The sequence below is a fragment of the Microbacterium sp. NPDC064942 genome (genome assembly GCF_049545525.1).
Taxonomy (GTDB): domain Bacteria; phylum Actinomycetota; class Actinomycetes; order Actinomycetales; family Microbacteriaceae; genus Microbacterium; species Microbacterium gawkjiense.
The window spans coordinates 594,076-613,868 of sequence record NZ_JBMWDR010000001.1 but is presented as its reverse complement, the minus strand read 5'-3'; the positions used below and the strand labels follow the sequence as shown (position 1 = coordinate 613,868).

The 19,793-nt window shown below is 71.2% G+C and carries 21 protein-coding genes; 11 read left to right on the top strand and 10 right to left on the bottom strand.

Translation table 11 applies throughout. From position 1 onward, the window contains the following. Window positions 1–45 precede the first annotated feature (45 nt). Entirely contained in the window at window positions 46–1,035 is a 990-nt protein-coding gene (gene glpX / locus ACPEH2_RS02940; RefSeq protein WP_217530336.1) for a class II fructose-bisphosphatase, read from the bottom strand. A 189-nt stretch (window positions 1,036–1,224) separates the two neighbouring features. Here glpX and fbaA point away from each other — a divergent pair, with 189 nt between their 5' ends. After that, window positions 1,225–2,256, top strand: coding sequence for a class II fructose-bisphosphate aldolase (gene fbaA / locus ACPEH2_RS02935; RefSeq protein WP_217530338.1), 1,032 nt, complete (start codon window positions 1,225–1,227; stop codon window positions 2,254–2,256). Window positions 2,257–2,317: 61 nt separating this feature from the next. Here the strand turns inward: fbaA and ACPEH2_RS02930 are convergent, their stop codons facing one another. The 3 genes from ACPEH2_RS02930 to ACPEH2_RS02920 form a co-directional block, all read right to left on the bottom strand. Continuing rightward, on the bottom strand, window positions 2,318–4,057 hold the full coding sequence (locus ACPEH2_RS02930) for a peptidoglycan DD-metalloendopeptidase family protein (protein ID WP_359917357.1): 1,740 nt from the start codon (window positions 4,055–4,057) through the stop codon (window positions 2,318–2,320). Between the two features lie 63 nt (window positions 4,058–4,120). Continuing rightward, on the bottom strand, window positions 4,121–4,645 hold the full coding sequence (locus ACPEH2_RS02925) for a DUF6264 family protein (protein ID WP_217530340.1): 525 nt from the start codon (window positions 4,643–4,645) through the stop codon (window positions 4,121–4,123). Beyond that, window positions 4,642–5,676 (bottom strand): 4-hydroxy-3-methylbut-2-enyl diphosphate reductase, encoded by a 1,035-nt coding sequence (locus ACPEH2_RS02920; RefSeq protein ID WP_359917861.1) that lies wholly within the window; start codon window positions 5,674–5,676, stop codon window positions 4,642–4,644. Before ACPEH2_RS02920 ends, ACPEH2_RS02925 begins: the two co-directional genes overlap by 4 nt. Window positions 5,677–5,761: 85 nt before the next feature. On the opposite strand from ACPEH2_RS02920, the gene xseA reads away from it, so the two are divergent. The 7 genes from xseA to ACPEH2_RS02885 are packed head-to-tail and all read left to right on the top strand — an operon-like array spanning window position 5,762 to window position 11,633. Continuing rightward, window positions 5,762–7,057 carry an exodeoxyribonuclease VII large subunit gene (gene xseA / locus ACPEH2_RS02915; protein WP_217530342.1) on the top strand — a complete coding sequence of 432 codons (1,296 nt, stop codon included), beginning with the start codon at window positions 5,762–5,764 and terminating at the stop codon, window positions 7,055–7,057. A gap of 10 nt (window positions 7,058–7,067) precedes the next feature. Continuing rightward, entirely contained in the window at window positions 7,068–7,289 is a 222-nt protein-coding gene (locus tag ACPEH2_RS02910; protein ID WP_064001765.1) for an exodeoxyribonuclease VII small subunit, read from the top strand. Continuing rightward, entirely contained in the window at window positions 7,289–7,912 is a 624-nt protein-coding gene (locus tag ACPEH2_RS02905; RefSeq protein ID WP_217530344.1) for a DUF4245 domain-containing protein, read from the top strand. The genes ACPEH2_RS02910 and ACPEH2_RS02905 overlap by 1 nt, the downstream gene beginning before the upstream one ends. A gap of 32 nt (window positions 7,913–7,944) precedes the next feature. Beyond that, window positions 7,945–8,544 carry a carbonic anhydrase gene (locus ACPEH2_RS02900; protein WP_359917859.1) on the top strand — a complete coding sequence of 200 codons (600 nt, stop codon included), beginning with the start codon at window positions 7,945–7,947 and terminating at the stop codon, window positions 8,542–8,544. 47 nt (window positions 8,545–8,591) lie between these two features. Then, window positions 8,592–9,989: a class II fumarate hydratase gene (locus tag ACPEH2_RS02895; protein WP_423718218.1), complete on the top strand. Its 1,398-nt coding sequence runs from the start codon at window positions 8,592–8,594 to the stop codon at window positions 9,987–9,989. 10 nt (window positions 9,990–9,999) lie between these two features. Next, the gene (locus tag ACPEH2_RS02890) at window positions 10,000–10,980 is read left to right on the top strand and encodes a sensor histidine kinase (RefSeq protein WP_217530348.1); all 981 of its coding nucleotides are present in this window, start codon (window positions 10,000–10,002) and stop codon (window positions 10,978–10,980) included. Further along, entirely contained in the window at window positions 10,977–11,633 is a 657-nt protein-coding gene (locus tag ACPEH2_RS02885) for a response regulator transcription factor (RefSeq protein WP_217530350.1), read from the top strand. The genes ACPEH2_RS02890 and ACPEH2_RS02885 overlap by 4 nt, the downstream gene beginning before the upstream one ends. Before the next feature lie 60 nt (window positions 11,634–11,693). Here ACPEH2_RS02885 and ACPEH2_RS02880 read toward each other — a convergent pair whose 3' ends face one another. The 3 genes from ACPEH2_RS02880 to ACPEH2_RS02870 form a co-directional block, all read right to left on the bottom strand. After that, window positions 11,694–13,049 (bottom strand): PhoH family protein, encoded by a 1,356-nt coding sequence (locus tag ACPEH2_RS02880; protein WP_253034002.1) that lies wholly within the window; start codon window positions 13,047–13,049, stop codon window positions 11,694–11,696. Between the two features lie 178 nt (window positions 13,050–13,227). After that, window positions 13,228–14,376 (bottom strand): aminotransferase class V-fold PLP-dependent enzyme, encoded by a 1,149-nt coding sequence (locus ACPEH2_RS02875; RefSeq protein ID WP_423718217.1) that lies wholly within the window; start codon window positions 14,374–14,376, stop codon window positions 13,228–13,230. Window positions 14,377–14,411: 35 nt separating this feature from the next. Beyond that, window positions 14,412–15,197 (bottom strand): isoprenyl transferase, encoded by a 786-nt coding sequence (locus ACPEH2_RS02870; protein WP_253034004.1) that lies wholly within the window; start codon window positions 15,195–15,197, stop codon window positions 14,412–14,414. 119 nt (window positions 15,198–15,316) lie between these two features. On the opposite strand from ACPEH2_RS02870, the gene trhA reads away from it, so the two are divergent. Then, the gene (trhA, locus tag ACPEH2_RS02865) at window positions 15,317–16,021 is read left to right on the top strand and encodes a PAQR family membrane homeostasis protein TrhA (RefSeq protein WP_253034047.1); all 705 of its coding nucleotides are present in this window, start codon (window positions 15,317–15,319) and stop codon (window positions 16,019–16,021) included. Here trhA and ACPEH2_RS02860 read toward each other — a convergent pair. Continuing rightward, the gene (locus tag ACPEH2_RS02860; RefSeq protein WP_423718216.1) at window positions 15,993–16,280 is read right to left on the bottom strand and encodes a hypothetical protein; all 288 of its coding nucleotides are present in this window, start codon (window positions 16,278–16,280) and stop codon (window positions 15,993–15,995) included. The two genes, trhA and ACPEH2_RS02860, sit on opposite strands and share 29 nt — an antisense overlap. A 60-nt stretch (window positions 16,281–16,340) precedes the next feature. On the opposite strand from ACPEH2_RS02860, the gene ACPEH2_RS02855 reads away from it, so the two are divergent. Both ACPEH2_RS02855 and greA read left to right on the top strand, forming a co-directional pair. Continuing rightward, window positions 16,341–16,745, top strand: coding sequence for a DUF4307 domain-containing protein (locus ACPEH2_RS02855; RefSeq protein ID WP_253034005.1), 405 nt, complete (start codon window positions 16,341–16,343; stop codon window positions 16,743–16,745). 71 nt (window positions 16,746–16,816) lie between these two features. Continuing rightward, window positions 16,817–17,296 (top strand): transcription elongation factor GreA, encoded by a 480-nt coding sequence (gene greA, locus ACPEH2_RS02850; RefSeq protein WP_064001754.1) that lies wholly within the window; start codon window positions 16,817–16,819, stop codon window positions 17,294–17,296. A gap of 36 nt (window positions 17,297–17,332) precedes the next feature. Here the strand turns inward: greA and ilvA are convergent, their stop codons facing one another. Both ilvA and ACPEH2_RS02840 read right to left on the bottom strand, forming a co-directional pair. Next, window positions 17,333–18,580, bottom strand: a complete 1,248-nt coding sequence (ilvA, locus tag ACPEH2_RS02845; protein ID WP_217530360.1) for a threonine ammonia-lyase — start codon at window positions 18,578–18,580, stop codon at window positions 17,333–17,335. Further along, complete coding sequence (locus ACPEH2_RS02840) at window positions 18,577–19,764, bottom strand: AI-2E family transporter (protein ID WP_359917341.1); 1,188 nt, start codon at window positions 19,762–19,764, stop codon at window positions 18,577–18,579. Before ACPEH2_RS02840 ends, ilvA begins: the two co-directional genes overlap by 4 nt. Window positions 19,765–19,793 lie beyond the last annotated feature (29 nt).

Below are 19,793 nucleotides of genomic sequence, written 5' to 3'. Positions count from 1 at the left end.
CGCTCAGCGCGCGTGTCCGCTACGAGGTCTCGGCGACCGACCGGATCACAGCCACTTCGAGGTGAGGTGCTCCGAGGAGATCCGCCGAAGCGTGCCCGAGGCCCCCCGCAGGACCACGCTCTCGGTGTAGACGAAGTCGCCCACCCGACGCACCCCCGCGACCAGTTCGCCGTTGGTGACACCGGTCGCGACGAAGAGGGTGTTGTTCCCGCGGACGAGGTCGTCCGCTTCGTACACGTGGTCGTCGAGCCGGAGACCCGCATCGATGCCCCGCTGCTTCTCGTCGTCGTCGCGCGCCCACAGCCGTCCCTGGATGTGACCCCCGAGCGCCTTGATCGCGCACGCCGTCACGATGCCTTCCGGGCTGCCGCCGATGCCGACGCACATGTCGGTGCGGGCGTTGTGCCGCGCGGCGTTGATGCCGCCGGCGACGTCGCCGTCGCTCATCAGTCGCGTGCCGGCGCCGGCCTCGCGGATCTCCTCGATGAGCTTCGCGTGGCGCGGCCGGTTCAAGACCGAGACGACGAGTTCGTCGACGGGCTTGTCGAGCGCCTTCGCGAGGCGGCGGATGTTCTCGGCGATCGGCAGACGGATGTCGACCACCCCGACGCCGGCGGGGCCGGTCACGATCTTGTCCATGTAGAAGACCGTCGAGGCGTCGAGCATCGCTCCGCGATCGGCCACGGCGATGACCGACAGGGCGTTGTTGCGCCCCTCTGCGGTGAGCGTTGTGCCGTCGATGGGGTCGACGGCGATGTCGCACTGCGGTCCGCGCCCGGTGCCGACACGCTCGCCGTTGAAGAGCATGGGGGCGTTGTCCTTCTCGCCCTCGCCGATGACGATGACGCCGTCGAAGTTCACCGTCGTGAGGAAGGCGCGCATGGCGTCGACGGCCGCGCCGTCCGCGAGCTCCTTCTTGCCGCGCCCGATGAACGGGACGGAGCGGATCGCGGCAGCCTCGGTCGCGCGGACCAGCTCCAGCGCGAGGTTGCGGTCGGGATGCAGCGGACTCATGTCGGCAGTCAGGCTCACCATGGGCTCAGCCTAGGCCCGGCCTCCCCCGTGCCCCGCGGATTCCGTAGTGACGGCCACGAAGGAATGCCGAATCTTTCCACCGGTGAAGAGAGCGGCCCCGCGCGATGCGCAGGCCGATCCCGAACCGGAGCGGATGCCGACCCTTCGATAGAGTTGGCCTGAATCCACACCCCTTCCCGAGGAGCTCACATGCCCGTCGCCACCCCTGACCAGTACGCCGACATGCTGGATCGCGCGAAGGCAGGCGGATTCGCCTACCCCGCGATCAACGTCTCGAGCTCGCAGACCATCAACGCGGTCCTCCAGGGCCTGACCGAGGCCGGCTCCGACGGCATCCTCCAGGTCACCACCGGCGGCGCCGACTACTTCGCCGGCCACACGGTCAAGGGCCGCGCCACCGGCGCCCTGGCCTTCGCCAAGTACGTCACCGAGGTCGCGAAGAACTACCCGATCACCGTCGCCCTCCACACCGACCACTGCCCGAAGGACGCCCTCCCCGGCTTCGTCCTCCCCCTCATCGAGGCCTCCGAGGCCGAGGTCAAGGCCGGTCGCAACCCGATCTTCCAGTCGCACATGTGGGACGGATCGGCCGTGCCGCTGGACGAGAACATCCAGATCGCGCAGGACCTTCTCCCGCGCATGAAGAACATCAACGCCATCCTCGAGATCGAGGTCGGTGTCGTCGGGGGCGAGGAGGACGGTGTCGCGCACGAGGGCTCGAACGACGCCCTGTACACGACCGTCGCCGACGTGACGAAGGCCGTCGAGGCGCTCGGCCTCGGCGAGAACGGCCGCTACATCTCGGCGCTGACCTTCGGCAACGTCCACGGCGTGTACAAGCCGGGCGGCGTGAAGCTCCGCCCCGAACTCCTGGGCGAGATCCAGGAGGGCATCGCCGCGCACTTCGGCACCGGCCCGAAGCCGCTCGACCTCGTCTTCCACGGCGGCAGCGGCTCGTCCGACGAGGAGATCGCCCTCGCGGTGAGCAACGGCGTCGTGAAGATGAACATCGACACCGACACCCAGTACGCCTTCACGCGCTCGGTCGCCGGTTACATGCTGTCGAACTACGAGGGCGTCCTGAAGCTCGACGGCGAGGTCGGCAACAAGAAGCTGTACGACCCGCGCGCCTGGGGCAAGGTCGCCGAGTCCGCGATGGCCGAGCGTGTCGTCGCCGCGACGCAGCAGCTCGGCTCGGCCGGCAAGTCGCTCGGCGTCTGAGCAGAGCGGCCCCCACGACGAAACCCCGGTCCGCACGGACCGGGGTTTCGTGTCGCCGGGCTCAGTACCGGGCGGTGCCCAGGACGTCACGCGGGTACAGGGCGTAGCGCACCCCGTCGACGGTGAAGGCGGTGTGCAGGTGGGGACCGGTCGAACACCCCGTGGAACCGACGGACCCGATCCGCTGTCCGGCGGCGACGGTCTGACCCGTCTTCACCGAGAAGGCGCTGAGGTGGGCGTACACCTGCTCGAGCCGCATCCCGTCGACCGTCGAGGTCACGACGACCTCTTTCTGCTTCGTGGTGTTGGGCGCCCAGGAGGGGCAGCCGGTCCGGATCCACACCTCGCGCACCGAGACGGTCCCGCCCCGCATCGCGTAGACGGGCGTCCCGGTGGGCGCGGCGATGTCGTCGCCGCTGTGGCCCGAGTAGGTCGTGAAGGTGCCCGAGGGGCGCAGCGGGTATGCCCACCCGTAGCGGCCGGGCACCGACGGCCCGGCTGCTGTCGCGTCGAGCTGGGCGGACATCGCCGCGCTCGTCCAGAGGTCGTCGCCGTCGCCGTCGACGAGCCGGAGCACCCCGTCGTTGCCGAGGATCGCGGCCCTCGCCTCGAGCCCGGCGGTCTGGGAGGACCACACCGAGACGCCGCGCTCGTCGAGCAGGAGCAGCTCCCCGTCGCCCGAGAAGAGGAGGCTGGCGTCGAAGGTGCCGGTCGTCCGCGCAGTCCTCACGAGGGCGTAGTCGCGCGTGAGCGCCACATTGCCGTCGCCGCGCAGCCCGAACGTGTAGCGACCGTCGGGTGAGGTGAGCATCACGCCTGGACGGAGGGTCGTCCCGGGGGTCATCACGGACCCGAGCGAGAGGGCCACGGTTTTGCCCGCCGAGGTCGTCGTGACGCTCCGATGATTCTTCTTGACGGCGGTCACGGAGACGCTGACCGAGCGGCCGGCGGCCCACGTCGGGACCTCCCAGCTCGTCCCGGTAGCGCCCTCGATCGCTCCGCCGTCGACCCGCCACTGCACCTTCAGCTGCTCGGGCGCCGGTCGCCACGAACCCGGGCTCACGGTGAGCGTCTTACCCGCCGCGGCCGTCCCGGTGATGGTCGGCTTCGGTGTCGACGTGAAGGGGGCGAGCACGCCGATCCCGGCGGAGGTGCGAACGGCCGGGGTGTAGCCCGCCTTCGTGCCGGTGACGCGCACCGCGACGGTGGTACCGGCATCCGCTCCGACCAGACGGTACGTGCGCGCCGTCGCTCCCGCGATCGGGGCGCCGCCGCGGAGCCACTGGTACGCGAGTGCGGTCCCCGCGGGAGCCCAGGTGCCGGGGGCCGCCGTCAGCGTGGCGCCGACGGTGCCCGCGCCCGAGATCGTGACGGCGGACGGCGGCGTCAGAAGGCGCGCCACGACCACCCCCGCGCTCGTGCGCACGAGGGACGTATACCCGGTCTTGGCGACGGTCACGCGGACCGACAGGGTCGCGCCGGCATCGGCGGTCGCGGGGGTGTACGTCGCCCCCGTGGCGCCGGGAAGCACGGCTCCCCCGCGCATCCACTGGTAGGCGACGGTGACGGGAGCGGGGCCGAACCCGACGACGGTCGCCGTGAGCTTCGCCCCGACGGCGGGGGTTCCGGTGACGGCCACCGTGCCCGCGGTCAGGGCCGCGGCGGTCGGCGCGGGGGTCGCGGCGACGGGGGTCGCTGCGGGAGTGGATGCCGCCGTGGCGGGCCCGCCGGCCAGAAGCAGACCGATCGTCGCGGCCAGAGCGACGGCGGTGGAGGCGATCCTCCGGGGTGTGCCGGTCACGATTCCCCTCCCGAGATGACGCACGCGAGGGAACACCCGCAGCAGCCGTAAAAGTACCAGGTACTAGGAACCGAGCGCGAGGCCCCGCACGAGGCCCGGGTCGCCGAAGATCGGGATCACGAGGCAGACGCTCACGATCACGAACGTGACGATGGCGCCGACGAGCGGGATCCACCAGCTCACGCGGCCCTTCGCGAGCGACCACCACGACAACCCCGCGGTGAGCACCCAGCCCACCGCGAAGACGGTCGCGCCGACCCCGCCCCACAGGGCACCCTGCGCCGTGTTGGTGAACTCGCCGTCGACGCCGGCGACCTCCATCCAGGTCTTCGCGAACGACGTGAAGTCGACGAGTTGGGGGATCGCACCGATGACGGTCACGAGGCCGTAGGCCAGGAGGGCCACGGTGATGATGCGGTCCGCCATCCGCGTCGGACGGGCCGCCACGGTCGTCGCCGGCGCGGTGGGCGGATGCGGCGGGTCGACGGGTGCCGCCGGTTCCGGCTCCGGCTGCCGGATCGCGGCGCGCTGCTGCTCGGGCGTCGCGTACTCCCCGTACTGCGGTCGCGGTCGGGGGTCGTCGCTCACGGGCGGGTCCGTCCCCCGAGGGCACGGTCATCGGTGCGGCCGGAGCGGTCCTGACGGAGTTCCTTCGGCAGCGAGAACATGAGGTCCTCCTCCGCCGTCTTCACCTCGGCGACATCCCGGTACCCCGCGCCGGCGAGGTCCTCGAGGACCTCGGTCACGAGCACCTCCGGGACCGACGCGCCCGAGGTGACACCGACGGTCTCGACGCCGTCGAGCCACTCCTGCTTGATCTCGTGGGCGTAGTCGACGCGGTACGCCGCCTTCGCCCCGTACTCGAGGGCGACCTCGACGAGCCGGACGCTGTTGGACGAGTTGGCCGAGCCCACGACGATGACGAGGTCGGCATCCTTCGCGACCTTCTTGATCGCGACCTGACGGTTCTGCGTCGCGTAGCAGATGTCGTCGGAGGGCGGGTCCTGGAGGTTGGGGAACCGCTCGCGGAGGCGGCGGACGGTGTCCATCGTCTCGTCGACCGACAGCGTCGTCTGCGAGAGCCACACGACCTTGTCGGGGTCCTTGACCTCGACGGTGTCGGCCTCCTCGGGCGAGTTCACGACGGTGACGTGATCGGGCGCCTCACCGGCGGTCCCCTCGACCTCTTCGTGACCGTCGTGCCCGATGAGGAGGATCTCGAAGTCGTCGCGTGCGAACCGCACGGCCTCGCGGTGCACCTTGGTGACGAGCGGGCAGGTCGCGTCGATGGCCTGCAGTCCGCGGTCGGCGGCGGCGTTCACGACCGCGGGCGAGACGCCGTGCGCGCTGAAGACGACGTGCGCGCCCTCGGGCACCTCGTCGACCTCGTCGACGAAGATCGCGCCCATCGACTCGAGCTCGGTCACGACGTGGATGTTGTGGACGATCTGCTTGCGCACGTAGACGGGCGCGCCGTAGCGCTCGAGCGCCTTCTCCACCGCGATGACGGCGCGGTCCACGCCCGCGCAGTAGCCGCGCGGAGCGGCGAGGAGGACGCGCTTGGAGCCCTGGACGGGGATGTCGACGAGCCGCCCGCGGGCTCCCGGGATTCGGGGCATCGGCAGCGAAACGGCAGGTGAGGTCACCCCTCGATTGTACGAAGCCCCGGCTGGGTGGGGGACGTGTGCAGCAAGATGGGTGTCCGTGACGACTTTCCAGACCGAGCCGGGCGCCGTCCCGCCGCCGGACGCCGTGCACCCGCGGGACTCCTCCCCCGACACGCCGACCTCGGTCTCCCGACTGAACGAGACCATCCGCGACTTCGTCCAGAAGTGGGGGTCGGTCTGGGTCGAGGGCGAGATCACGGCCTGGAACCTGCGGGGCGGTCACGTCTTCGGACGCCTGAAGGATGCCGCCGGCGACGGCATGCTCTCGTTCCGGATGTGGTCCTCGACGCTGCAGCGCACCCCCGACGACCTGAAGATCGGCGACCGCGTGATCGCCTGCGTCAAGGCGGACTACTTCACGAAGACCGGAGATTTCACCTTCACGGTCTCGTCGATGCGCCACACGGGTCTCGGCGACCAGCTCGAGCGGCTCGAACGCCTCCGCGCCACGCTCCGGGCCGAGGGACTGTTCGATCCCGCACGCAAGAAGCCCCTCCCCTTCCTCCCCCACGTGATCGGACTGATCACGGGCGAGCGCAGCGACGCCGAGAAGGACGTGCACCGCAACGCCGAGCTGCGCTGGCCGCACGTCGTCTTCCGCACCGTGTACGCCGCCGTCCAGGGCGACCGCTGCGTCCCCGAGACCCTCGCCGCCCTCCGCACCCTCGACGCCGATCCCGAGGTCGACGTCATCATCATCGCCCGCGGCGGCGGCGACCCGCAGTCGCTGCTGGGGTTCAGCGATGAGCGCCTGGTCCGCGCGGTGGCCGCAGCATCCACCCCCGTCGTCTCGGCGATCGGACATGAGAACGACCATCCGCTCCTCGACGAGGTCGCCGACCTGCGTGCGTCGACCCCGACCGACGCGGCCAAGCGCGTCGTGCCCGACGTGTCCGAGCAGCGCGCGCTCGTCCAGCAGCTCCGCAGCCGCGCCCGCACGCGGCTGACCCAGCGCGTCTCGCACGACATCGCGGCGCTCGCTCAGCTGCGCTCGCGTCCCGTGCTGCGCGACCCGGAGTCGATGCTCACCGGTCGAGCCCAGGAGGTCGTGGCGCTGTCGTCGCGCGGGCGTGACGTCATGCGACGGCGATGGGATGCCGCGGCCCGCACGACGGCGGAGCTGCGGGCGTCGCTGCGCGCCCTCTCCCCCGGTGCGACCCTCGACCGCGGGTACGCGATCGCGCACCTGCCGGGCGGCGCCATCGTCCGCGACGCCGCGCAGGCCCCCGTCGGCACGGACGTCGTCGTCACCGTCGGTCGCGGCTCCTTCGCGGCGCGCTCGTCCGGCGAGGTGCCGGAGGCCGGGGCGGAAGGCCCGTCACCCGCGAACTAGGATGGAGGCCATGACGACCGACGCCGGGGATGTGTCGACCCTCTCCTTCGAGCAGGCCCGCGACGAACTCGTGCAGGTGGTCGCACAGCTGGAGCAAGGCTCCCCCACCCTCGAGGAGTCGCTCGCCCTCTGGACCCGCGGCGAGGCCCTCGCCGCGCGCTGCGAGGAATGGCTGCTCGGCGCGAAGCGACGCCTCGACGAGGCGCGTCCCGACGGCGGAACGGCGCCCTGATGGCCCGGCCCCGCATCGTCGCCGAGCTCGGCCGACCCGAGACGCCGGAGGAGACCGCCGCGCGCAAAGCCGCGGCCTCCGAGCGCTACCGCTCGAGCAAGACCTTCCGCAACCTCATCGCCGCGCTCATCGTGTGCGTCGGCATCATGGCCGTCGTCTACCTCGGGGTCCCCCGCGGCACCCCCGCCGACATCCCCGAGGCCGACGTCCCCGTCGCCGCCGCAGAGGCGGAGCGGACCGCCGGGCACGGTGTGATCGTCCCCAGCGCGCCCGACGAGTGGCGCGTGAACTCCGCGAAGGTCGAGGGCGGCGAATGGCGCGTCGTCTACGCGCCGTCGACCGGCTACGTCGAGGTGACGCAGGCCTTCGCCCCGCCGGAGGGCTGGGTCTCGCGGGAGCTGGGCGGCTACGCCCCGACCGGGACGACCACGATCGACGGCATCGAGTGGGACGTCTACGACCTCCCCAGCGCCGTCGACACCATCGACTACGCCCTCGCCACCACGGCGGGCACCGACACCGTCGTCATCGGCCTGGCCGCCTCCACGGACCGCGGCGCCGCCGAGACCGTCGCCGCGAGCCTGGGCGACCAGATCCGCACCCTGAGAGAGGAGCTCCGTTGAGCACGACGACCCCCGCAGACGTCTGGACGGCCATGCTGGAGGGCAACCGGAGATTCGTCGCCGGTGAGCCGCGGCATCCCCGGCAGGACGCCGAACGCCGTCACGAACTCGCACACGCGCAGCGTCCGACCGCTGCCCTGTTCGGCTGCTCCGACTCGCGACTGGCCGCCGAGATCATCTTCGACGAGGGCCTCGGCGACCTGTTCGTCATCCGCAACGCCGGCCAGGTCGTCTCCGACTCGGTCGTCGGCAGCCTCGAGTACGCCGTCGCCGTGCTGAACGTCCCGCTCATCGTCGTCCTCGGCCACGACGAGTGCGGCGCCGTGCGCGCGGCCATCGACTCGACCGCGGTGGATGCGCCCGCCCTGCCCGCGAACATCTGGCGACAGGTGGCCCCCATCGTCCCGGCCGTCCGACGCGTGCTCACCGCCCACGAGGGCGCCACGGCGCAGACGATGGATGCCGAAGAGGTCGGCCGCGAGCACCTCCGCGACACCGTCGCCGGCATCCTGCGCTCGTCCGAGCTCATCAGCGAGGCCGTCGCGGAGGGTCGCGTCGCGATCGTCGGCGCCAACTACCGCCTCGCCGACGGCACGGCGATCCCCGACGTCGTCGTGGGCGACGTCGCCTGAGCTCCCCACCCTGCACGACAGTCACTGAAACGAGGACGTGAACGACCATGACTGAGCCGACCGAGTACCGCATCGAGCACGACACGATGGGCGAGGTGCGTGTTCCGAAGGACGCGCTCTACGCGGCGCAGACCCAGCGCGCGGTGGAGAACTTCCCGATCTCGGGCTCCGGCCTCGAGTCGACGCAGATCGCGGCCCTGGCGCGCATCAAGAAGGCGGCCGCGCTTGCCAACAAGGAGCTCGGCACCCTCGATGGCGCCATCGCCGACGCGATCGCCTGGGCGGCGGACGAGGTCGTCACCGGCGCGTACGACGAGCACTTCCCGGTGGACACCTACCAGACCGGCTCGGGCACCTCCTCGAACATGAACATGAACGAGGTGCTCGCGACCCTCGCGACCCGCAAGCTCGGCGCGCCCGTTCACCCCAACGACCACGTCAACGCCTCGCAGTCGTCGAACGACGTGTTCCCCACGTCGGTCCACATCGCCGTCACGCAGGCGCTGATCGACGACCTCATCCCCGCCCTCGACCACCTGGCCGTGGCGCTCGAGGAGAAGGCCGAGACGTGGAAGAGCGTCGTCAAGAGCGGCCGCACCCACCTGATGGACGCCACCCCGGTCACGCTCGGCCAGGAGTTCGGCGGGTACGCGCGTCAGATGCGTCTCGGCATCGAGCGCGTGCAGTCGGTCCTCCCCCGCGTCGGCGAGGTCCCGCTCGGCGGCACCGCCGTCGGCACCGGCATCAACACGCCCCTCGGGTTCCCGCAGAAGGTCATCGCGTTACTCGCGGCCGAGACCGAACTGCCGATCACCGAGGCGAAGGACCACTTCGAGGCGCAGGCCAACCGCGACGGGCTCGTCGAGGCCTCGGGTGCCCTGCGCACCATCGCCGTCTCGCTGACGAAGATCAACAACGACATCCGCTGGATGGGATCGGGGCCGAACACCGGTCTCGGCGAGCTCCACATCCCCGACCTGCAGCCGGGCTCGTCGATCATGCCGGGCAAGGTCAACCCGGTCGTCCCGGAGGCGACCCTCATGGTCGCCGCCCGCGTCATCGGCAACGATGCGACGGTCGCCTGGGCCGGGGCATCCGGGTCCTTCGAACTGAACGTCGCGATCCCCGTCATGGGCACGGCCCTGCTCGAGTCGATCCGACTGCTCTCCAACGCGATGCGGGTCCTCGCCGACAAGACCGTGTCGGGTCTCGTGGCGAACGAGGAGCGCGCAGCGGTCTACGCCGGCATGTCGCCGTCGATCGTGACCCCGCTCAACAAGCTCATCGGCTACGAGGCCGCCGCGAAGATCGCGAAGCACTCGGTCGCCAAGGGGATCACGGTGCGCGACGCGGTGATCGAGCTCGGGTACGTCGAACGGGGCGAGCTCACCGAGCAGCAGCTCGACGAGAAGCTCGACCTCCTCTCGATGACCCACCCTGGTTGATAATCGGAGCGTGAACAGCGCCGCCGCACCACCGCGACGGGGCACGCCGGGACTCGGGATCCTTCTCGCGGTCGCCGCGGCGGGCCTCGTCGGCGCGGGTGCGGCGGCGTTCGTCGTCGTCCTGCTCACCGCCCCGCAGGCAGCCGGCTGGACCGCGCTCGTGTGGGGCGCGACCGCCGTCCCCGCCCTCGCGGGCGTGGGCGTTGTGGGCTGGGCCGTGCTCGAACGTCGGGGCGCGGCATCCCTTGCCTCGGGTGACACGGTCGAGGGTGCGTTCGAGAATCAGCGACGCCTGCTGGACGACGTGCGTCACGAGCTGAAGACGCCCATCACTATCGTGCGCGGTCACCTCGAGATGATGGATGCCGCCGACCCCGACGACGTCGAGGCGATCCGCTCCCTCGGGATGGCGGAGCTGGACCGCATGACACGCCTCATCGGCGACATCGACGTGCTGGCCGCGGTCGAGGGCGGGCAGGTGTCGACGGGGGACGTGGACCTGGCCGCCCTCACGCAGCGGGTCTTCGAGATGGTCGGGGTCATCGGCGATCACGCGTGGCGCGTCGAGCAGAGCGCGGACGGGGTCATCCGCGCCGACGGCGACCGCCTGCTGCAGGCATGGCTGCAGCTGGCCGACAACGCGACCAAGTACTCCCCCGCCGGCACCGCGATCGAGATCGGCAGCGCCGTTCACGCCGGCGGCGCGCAGCTCTGGGTGCGCGATCACGGCCCCGGCATCCCCCCGGCCGTCCGTCACCGCATCTTCCGCCGCTTCGACCGCGGCACCGGCAAGCGCCACGTCGGCGGTTCCGGACTGGGACTCGCGATCGTCGATGCGATCGCGAAGGCGCACGGCGGGCACTGCGCCGTGGCGGACACCCCCGGCGGCGGTGCTACGTTCACCCTGGAGATCCCGACCGGCACCCGGGGCGCCCTGCCGTCCCCGATCCGCGCCGGCGACGTCCTCCTGCAGCGAGAGGCCACTGAATGACCCGCATCCTGATCGTCGACGACGAACCGCACATCGTCTCGCTCGTCTCGCGCGCCGTGCACGCCGAGGGCTACGAGGCCGTGGGAGCCGACGACGGCCCCGAAGCCCTCGAGATCGCGCTGGCGGGCGAGGTCGACCTCATCGTCCTCGACGTCGGGCTGCCGACGATGGACGGTTTCGACGTCCTCCGCGAGCTGCGCGGCTCGGGCGACACGACACCGGTGATCATGCTGACGGCCCGCAGCGGCACGAGCGACACGATCGAGGGGTTGGATGCCGGGGCCAGCGACTACGTCCCCAAGCCGTTCGCGGTCGCCGAGCTCATGGCGCGGGTCCGCTCGCGCCTGCGCGACAGCGCCGCGAGCGCGCCGACCACCCTCACGCGCGGCGGGGTGACGCTCGACATCCTCGGCCGTCGCGCCACCGTCGACGGACGCGACGTCGAGCTGTCGTCCCGCGAGTTCGCCCTCGCCGAGCAGTTCCTGCGCAACCCCGGCGACGTCCTCACGCGCGAGGTGCTGCTGAGCCGTGTCTGGGGTCTCGACTTCGACCCGGGTTCGAACGTCGTCGACGTCTACGTGCGCTACCTCCGTGCGAAGCTCGGCGCCGACCACATCGTGACGGTCCGCGGCGAGGGCTACCGCTGGGAGTGAGCGACGGATACGGCGACGCCCCCGGCCGATCGGTCGGGGGCGTCGGCGGTACGGACGGGGTCAACTCAGCTCGCCGGCCTCCAACAGGTCGGTGACGAGTGCGGCGATCGCCGAGCGCTCCGACCGCACAAGGGTCACGTGGCCGAACAGGTCGTGGCCCTTCAGCGTCTCGATGACCGACGCGATGCCGTCGTGGCGGCCGACCCGCAGGTTGTCGCGCTGCCCCACGTCGTGGGTGAGGACGACGCGCGAGTTCTGGCCGATGCGGCTGAGGACCGTCAGCAGGACGTTGCGCTCGAGCGACTGGGCCTCGTCGACGATGACGAACGCATCGTGGAGCGACCGACCGCGGATGTGCGTGAGCGGCATGACCTCGAGCATCCCCCGCGCCACGACCTCCTCGAGGACGTTGCCGGTGACGACGGACCCGAGGGTGTCGAAGACCGCCTGCCCCCACGGGTTCATCTTCTCCTGCTGGTCGCCGGGCAGGTAACCGAGCTCCTGACCGCCCACCGCGAACAGCGGTCGGAAGACGATGATCTTCTTCTGCTGCTGCTTCTCGAGCACCGACTCCAGTCCCGCGCACAGGGCGAGCGCCGACTTGCCGGTGCCGGCTCGGCCGCCCAGCGAGACGATGCCGACCTCCGGGTCGAGCAGGAGGTCGATGGCGATGCGCTGCTCGGCGGAACGCCCGTGCAGGCCGAAGACGTCGCGATCCCCCCGGACGAGGCGGTAGGAGCCGTCGCCGGTGACCCGGCCGAGGGCGGAGCCGCGCTCGGAATGGATGACGAGACCGGTGTTGACGGGGAGCCCGCGCACGTCCTCGCTGACACCCACCTCGCTGTCGTAGAGGTCGCTGACCTCGTCGCCCGACAGGTCGATCGAGGCGATACCGGTCCATCCCGAGTCGACGGCCTGTTCGGCCAGGTACTCCTCGGCGTGCAGGCCGAGCGAGGCGGCCTTCACCCGCATCGGGAGGTCCTTCGAGACGACCGTGACCGCCTGACCCTCCTGGCTCAGGTGCATCGCGACGGAGAGGATGCGGGTGTCGTTGTCGCCCAGCCGCATCCCCGCGGGGAGGACGGTGGGGTCGGTGTTCGTGAGCTCCACGCGGAGCGTCCCGCCGGCGCCGACCGGCACGGGGAAGTCGAGTCGGCCGTGTTCGACCCGCAACTCGTCGAGGTGGCGGAGAGCCTGGCGGGCGAAGTAGCCGATCTCGGGATCGTGACGCTTGCGCTCGAGCTCCGTGACGACGACGACCGGCAGCACGACGGAATGCTCGGCGAAGCGGAACAGCGCGCGCGGATCGCTCAGCAGGACGGAGGTGTCCAGCACGTACGTGCGGAGATCCTGGTCCTGGGCCGCGTCCGCGGTCCCGTCCTGGTGCTGCTGCTTCTCAGGTGCTCGTGTGGCCACAACCCACTCCCGCCCCGGGTGGAACCCACCCGGCAGTCACGAGTCGACCTGGGGTCACGAGTCGTGAGAGGCCGACTCGAACAGGCGCTTTGCCCGTTGGGATGAACGTAGGCGCCCCGAGCGACACGGCGGCGCCGCGACACGCCGCCGGATGTGTCGGATGCGTGAACTCTCCGTGTCAGCCGAGCAGCGGCAGCACGGCGGCGGGCGGGGAGACGATCGGACCCGACTGGGAGGCGGCGAGAGCGCCCTCGAGGAGGTCGAAGGCGGCGTCGGAGGTGCCGGCGTGCGGGGAGACCCGGATGAGCCCGTCCCGCACGGTCGCGATGACACCCGCGTTGGCGAGTTCGGCGGCGATGACCCCCGCGCGCCCCGGCTCGGGGGCCCACGCCACGATCCCGGCGTGCCGGTCGCGATCGGTGAGGACCGGGATGCCGTGCGCGTCCGCGATCGCCATGACCCGTCGCGCGTTCTCGGCGACGAGCCCCGCGACGGCCGGGATGCCGGCATCCGTCATCTCGCGCAGGGCGGCGCTCAGGCGACCCGCCGCCTGCGGGTCCGGACGCGAGACGGCGTAGGCGGCGGCGCCCGCCCTGGGCGGACCCACCTCGAGGTCGCCGAATTCCGCGTCGGTTCCGGCGACACCCGCGAGCACCGGGGCGATGCGTTCCCGGGCGCGGTCCGAGAAGCGCGCGAAGCCCGTCCCGCGGCCGGCGCGGACCCACTTGTACCCGTGCGCTGCGACGACGTCGGCGGCCGCCCAGTCGACGTCGACGACGCCGAACCCCTGGATCGCGTCGACGATGAGCAGTCGGTCGCCCACGACCTCCCTGAGAGCGGGCAGGTCGGCGAGGTACCCGGTCCGGTAGTCGACGAGGCTGACGGCCACCGCCGTGACCTCGTCGGTGAGCGCCTCGCGCACGGCGTCGGGGGTCACGCACGCGATCGCGGGATCGAGCTCGCGGACCGTGAGGGCGCCCCGGATGTCGGCGGCGCGGCGGGCCGCGACGGGGATCGACGGGTACTCGTTCGGCGAGAGGACGACCGTCCCCGACAGGCCGAACAGCGCATGGAACAGGGCGTCCGTCGTGGACGGCGCGAGGGTGACCTCATCGACGTCCGCCGCGAGCACCTCGGCCACGAGCGCGCGGGCCTCATCGACGTGGCCGGCGACGAGGTCGATGCCGGAGGGACGGCCGGTGGCCGAAGCCTCCTCGTCGGCACGCGCGTCCTGCCGGACCGCGGTCGACAGGGGCCCGAAGGAGGCCCAGTTGAGGTAGCCGGGTTCGACGTCGAAACCGGACAGGTAGGACTCGAGATCGCTCACCGACCGATTTTCCCACGGATGCCGGGGGGGGCGCCTCAGCTGCCGAAGCGCCGATCGCGGTCGCCGAAGTCGCGGATCGCGCGCAGGAAGTCGACCTCGCGGAGGTCGGGCCCCAGGGCTTCGACGAAGTAGAACTCGCTGTGCGCCGACTGCCAGAGCAGGAAGTCGCTGAGCCGCTGCTCGCCGGAGGTCCGGATGACGAGATCGGGATCGGGCTGCCCGCCGGTGTAGAGGTGCTCGCCGATCTGTTCGGGTGTCAGGCTCTCGGCGAGCTCCTCGAGGGAGCCGCCCTTCTCCTGATGCTTCGAGATGATGCTGCGGACGGCATCCACGATCTCGCCGCGCCCGCCGTACCCGACGGCGAGGTTGACGTGCAGGCCGGTGTTCTCGCGGGTGCGATCCTCCGCCGTCCGGAGACCGTCCGCCAGTACGGGCGGCAGCACCTCGGCGCGTCCGACGTGCTTGACCCGCCAGCCCGGCTCGTGCGAGAGCGTCTCGGCGAGGTCCGCGATGATCTCGATCAGATCGGTGAGCTCCTGCGAATCCCGTTTGACGAGGTTGTCGGTGGAGAGCAGGTACAGCGACACGACCTGGATGCCGAGCTCGTCGCACCAGCGGAGGAACTCGTGCATCTTGGCGGCGCCCGCGCGATGGCCGTGCGAGACGGTGGTGTACCCGAGCTGACGCGCCCACCGACGGTTGCCGTCGATCATCATCGCGACGTGATGCGGCACGGTGCCCGCGTCGATCTCCCGACGCAGCCTCGAGCTGTACAGGCGGTACAGCAGACCCCGTCCTTGAGTCGAGGAGGCGCGGGTCACACGGCTACGCTACTCCGGCCCGCCGATCGCGGTGAGCAGGGGCGCGTATTCAGCCTCGCGCATGGCGGCGAGCGTAGGCTCGTCGCGTGACCCGACACGATGCCGACGGCGGCGCCGAGATGCCTCAGCTCCCCCTCCTCGAAGCCGGTGCGGTCGATGCCCGGGTGGAGGTCCGACCGACCTGGCGCGGCTGGATCCACGCCGGAACCTTCCCCGTCGCGATCGCCGCGGGCGTGGTCCTGATCGCGCTCGCACAGGGGGCTCCGGCGAAGTGGGCGGCGGCCGTGTTCATGGTCACGTCGCTTCTGCTGTTCGGCAATTCGGCGCTGTACCACCGGTTCGACTGGGGGCCGCGGACCAAAGTCGTCCTCAAGCGCATCGACCACGCGAACATCCTGCTGCTGATCGCGGGCACGTACACGCCGATCGCGACGCTCGCCCTCGCCCCCGGGCAGGGCACGCTGCTGCTCGTCCTGGTGTGGTCGGGTGCCCTTCTCGGCATCCTCTTCCGGGTGTTCTGGATCCACGCGCCCCGCTGGCTCTACGTCGCCCTCTACCTGCTGCTCGGCTGGGCCGCCGTCATGTACCTCGGCGACCTGCTGCGGGCGAGCGTGGCGATGATGGTGCTCGTGATCGTCGGTGGCCTGCTCTACACCGGCGGCGCGGTCGTGTACGCGATGAAGCGCCCGAACCCGTGGCCGGGGCACTTCGGGTTCCACGAGATCTTCCACGTCTGCACGGTGCTCGCGTTCCTGTGCCACTGGAGCGCGTGCCTGTTGATCTCGCTGGAGCCCCTCAGCCCTTCGCTGGGTCTTCCGGGCTGACGTCGCCCGGCGCGGCGCCGGGGGCGTCCCCGGGGCCCTCGCCGCGTGCGGCCGCTTCCTCCGCGTCGAGCATCTCGTTGACGTCGGAGCGGTACTGCGCGCGACGGATGCGGCGGAGCATGTCGATCGCGAGGAGCACGATGACCACGGCCACGATCGCGATCGCGATGAACCCGGCGACACCGGGGGTCACCGCCTCCGGCGGGGGCGTCGTCGGGGTGGGACTCGGCGAGACGGCGAGCCATCGCAGATCCGGCATGTGACCTCATTCCTCAGCCAGAGCGAATAGCCTGGAATCCCAGCCTAGAACGGATGCCGCATGACCCTGACCGACGTCGACCGAAAGCTGGCCGATCGGTACGGCCGCACGCGTTCCGCGGCGTCGCGTCGGTGGACCTGGGTGGTCATCGGGGTCATCGCTGTCGCCGCGACGGGGCTGCTGGGGTGGACGACCGTCTCGAACGCCGTCAACTCCGTCGACGCCGACACGACGGGCTTCACCCTCGTCGACGACCGCACCGTCGAGGTCCGTGTGCAGGTGACCGTGAATCCCGGCACGGCGGTCGCCTGCTCGCTGGAGGCGCAGGACGCCGAGCACGGGATCGTCGGCTTCTCAGTCGTGGAGGTCCCGGCATCCGAGGATCACTCCCGTATCATCACGGAGCGGATCCCGACCACCGCGCGCCCCACCACGGGTTTTGTCCGCTCCTGCTGGATCATCTAAGCTGAAGGTTCTCGCGCCCCGGTGACTTGCCGGGGCGTTTGGCTTACCCATCGACCGCACCGGGAGATCACGTGTCCGAGACGTTCCTGACCCAGGAGGCCTACGACCGCCTCGCCGCCGAGCTCGAGGAGCTCTCGACGACGGGCCGCGAGGAGATCGCCAAGCGCATCGAGGCCGCCCGCGAAGAGGGCGACCTCAAGGAGAACGGCGGCTACCACGCGGCCAAGGACGAGCAGGGCAAGCAGGAGGCCCGCATCCGGACCCTCCAGCAGCTGCTGAAGGACGCCAAGGTCGGCGTCGCCCCCGAGTCCGACGGCACCGTGCAGTCGGGCACCGTCGTCACCGCGATCGTCGCTGGCGGCGAAGAGGTGTTCCTGCTCGGCAACCGCGAGATCGGCGCGAACAGCGAGCTCGACGTCTACAGCGAGGCCTCCCCCCTGGGCGAGGCCATCATGGGCCTGCGCGAAGGCGAGAAGACGAGCTACACCGCTCCCAACGGGCGCGAGATCACGGTCGAGGTCGTCAAGGTCGAGACCTACTCGGGTCAGTGACGCGGGCAGGTCGATGACCCGGGTGCGCCGGCACGCTCAGTTGGGGACGACCGTCGGGGCGTAGCCGGCGTCCTGCAGGATCGCGAGGACCTGCGCGCGGTGCTCCTCGCCGCGCGTCTCGACGCTCAGCTGCAGGATGACCTCGCTGATCTGCAGTCCCTGTCCGTGGCGGGTGTGCAGGACCTCGATGACGTTCGCCCCGACCACCGACAGCAGCTCCGACACCCGCGCCAGCTGACCGGGACGGTCGGGCAGCGGGATCTGCAGCGTCATGTAGCGTCCGGATGCCGCGAGCCCGTGCGCGACGACGCGCTGCAGCAGCAGCGGGTCGATGTTGCCGCCCGAGAGGATCGCCGCGGTGGGACCCGACGCGGTCACCTTGCCGGTGAGGATCGCGGCGACGCCCACGGCGCCGGCGGGCTCGACGACCTGCTTCGCGCGTTCGATGAGCACGAGGATCGCCCGCGCGATGTCGTCGTCGCTGACGGTGACGACCTCGTCGATGAGGTCGCGGATGATGTCGAACGGGATCGCGCCGGGCCGCTTGACCGCGATGCCGTCGGCGATGGTCGGCGAGGTGCGCTCCGCGTCGATCGGGTGACCGGCGATGAGCGAGCCGGGGTAGCCCGCGGAGTTCTCGGCCTGCACGCCGATGATGCGGATCGTGCGGCCCTCCGCCGCGGCGCGGGCCTTCGCGGCGGCGGCGACTCCCGCCGCCAGTCCCCCGCCGCCGATGCCGACGACGATGGTCTCCAGGCCCGGGATCTCGTCCATGAGCTCGAGCCCGAGGGTGCCCTGGCCGATGATGATGTCGTGGTTGTCGTAGGGCGGGATGAAGACCGCACCGGTACGCTCGGCGAACTCCTGCGCGAGGCGCAGCGGGGTCTCGACCGTCGCGCCCTCGAGGATGACGTCGGCGCCGTACCCCCGCGTGGCGAGGAGCTTCGGGACGGGCACGCCGAGCGGCATGAAGATCGTCGCGGGGATGCCGAGGGTCTGCGCACCGAGTGCGACACCCTGCGCGTGGTTCCCCGCTGAGGCCGCGACGACGCCGCGCGAGCGCTCCTCCGCCGTCAGGCGCGACAGCCGGTAGGTCGCCCCGCGGATCTTGAACGACCCGGTGCGCTGCAGGTTCTCGAGCTTGAGGTGCACGGGCGCGCCCAGCACGCCCGAGAGGAACTCCGAGTCCTCGACGGGCGTCCGCGAGACGACGCCGGCGAGTTCGGTCGCGGCGGTCTCGAACTCGGCCAGGGTCGGGGCGGCGATCTTCGCCTGATCGGTCACGCGGTCATCCTCCTGCGTCGCGGCACGGTACTCCAGATGAGGTCGTCGGGACCGGGGTCCACCGGTTGCTCCCACCCGCGCCGCGAGAGGTAGAGCCAGACGACGTTGACGAAGGCGGCCAGCGGCACGGCGAACACCGCGCCGGCGATCCCCGCGACCATCGCCCCGCCGGCGACGGCGAGCACGACCGCGAGCGGGTGCACCTTGACCGCCGAGCCCATGAGCAGCGGCTGCAGGACGTGGCCTTCCAGCTGCTGCACGCCGAGGACGATGACGAGCATCCACAGGGCGATCCAGGGTCCGTTGTACACGAGCGCGAGGAACACGGCGAGTGCCCCGGTCAGGACGGCGCCGACGAACGGCACGAAGGCGCCCAGGAAGACGAGTACGCCGATGGGGGCCGCGAGCGGCACGCCGAGCAGCGCCGCACCGAGCCCGATGCCGATGGCGTCGATCGTCGCGACCAGAAGCTGGGTCCGCGCGTAGGTGATGACCGTGCGCCATCCCGCCCGGCCGGCCCCGTCGACCGCGGCGCGGGCGCGCGTCGGGAACAGCCGTACCGTCCACCGCCAGATCCCGCCGCCGTCCGCGAGGGTGCAGATGAGGATGAAGAGCGTCAGCAGGATGCCGGTGGCGACGTGGCCGAGGGTAGAGCCGATGGCGAGGGCCCCCGACCACAGCAGCTGGGCCTGCTCCTGAAGGATGCCGAAGGCCTGCCGCACGGCGTCGTCGATCTGCCCGCCCGTCAGATGCAGCGGGCCCTCGATGAGGTAGTCGCGGAACTGCGCGATGCCCTGGATGGTGCGGTCGCGGACGGATGCGGCATCCCGCGTGATCTGCCAGATGGCGACCCAGAGGAGCCCGACCACGACGGCGATCGTCACCAGCAGGGTCAGGATGAGGGCCAGCCAGCGCGGCAACCGCCGCTGCAGCAGCCACGAGAACAACGGCCACACGAGGGCTGTGATGAGGATCGCCGCCAGCAGCGGGATGATGAGCAGGCGCAGCTGGATGACGATCCACACGAGCACCGCGATCGCCGCGGCGAGGACGAGGAAACGCCAGGCGTAGGCGGTCGCGATCTTGAGACCCCGCGGAACCGTCTGGGACACCTCGGTGGAGACGGTGCGCGCGCGGAGCGCGTCGAAGAACCCGTTCCGGTGCTTGTCGTCGGTGCCGCTCACTGGGCCATCCTAGGACGTGCGCCCCGGGC

Coding starts and splice junctions, on each gene's coding strand:
- ACPEH2_RS02855 (WP_253034005.1), top strand. CDS start 16,341: ATGACCCTGACCGACGTCGACCGAAAGCTGGCCGATCGGTACGGCCGC.
- trhA (WP_253034047.1), top strand. CDS start 15,317: ATGCCTCAGCTCCCCCTCCTCGAAGCCGGTGCGGTCGATGCCCGGGTG.
- ACPEH2_RS02900 (WP_359917859.1), top strand. CDS start 7,945: ATGCTGGAGGGCAACCGGAGATTCGTCGCCGGTGAGCCGCGGCATCCC.
- ACPEH2_RS02910 (WP_064001765.1), top strand. CDS start 7,068: ATGACGACCGACGCCGGGGATGTGTCGACCCTCTCCTTCGAGCAGGCC.
- ACPEH2_RS02920 (WP_359917861.1), bottom strand. CDS start 5,676: ATGCCCCGAATCCCGGGAGCCCGCGGGCGGCTCGTCGACATCCCCGTC.
- ACPEH2_RS02895 (WP_423718218.1), top strand. CDS start 8,592: ATGACTGAGCCGACCGAGTACCGCATCGAGCACGACACGATGGGCGAG.
- ACPEH2_RS02905 (WP_217530344.1), top strand. CDS start 7,289: ATGGCCCGGCCCCGCATCGTCGCCGAGCTCGGCCGACCCGAGACGCCG.
- ACPEH2_RS02885 (WP_217530350.1), top strand. CDS start 10,977: ATGACCCGCATCCTGATCGTCGACGACGAACCGCACATCGTCTCGCTC.
- ACPEH2_RS02860 (WP_423718216.1), bottom strand. CDS start 16,280: ATGCCGGATCTGCGATGGCTCGCCGTCTCGCCGAGTCCCACCCCGACG.
- fbaA (WP_217530338.1), top strand. CDS start 1,225: ATGCCCGTCGCCACCCCTGACCAGTACGCCGACATGCTGGATCGCGCG.
- glpX (WP_217530336.1), bottom strand. CDS start 1,035: ATGGTGAGCCTGACTGCCGACATGAGTCCGCTGCATCCCGACCGCAAC.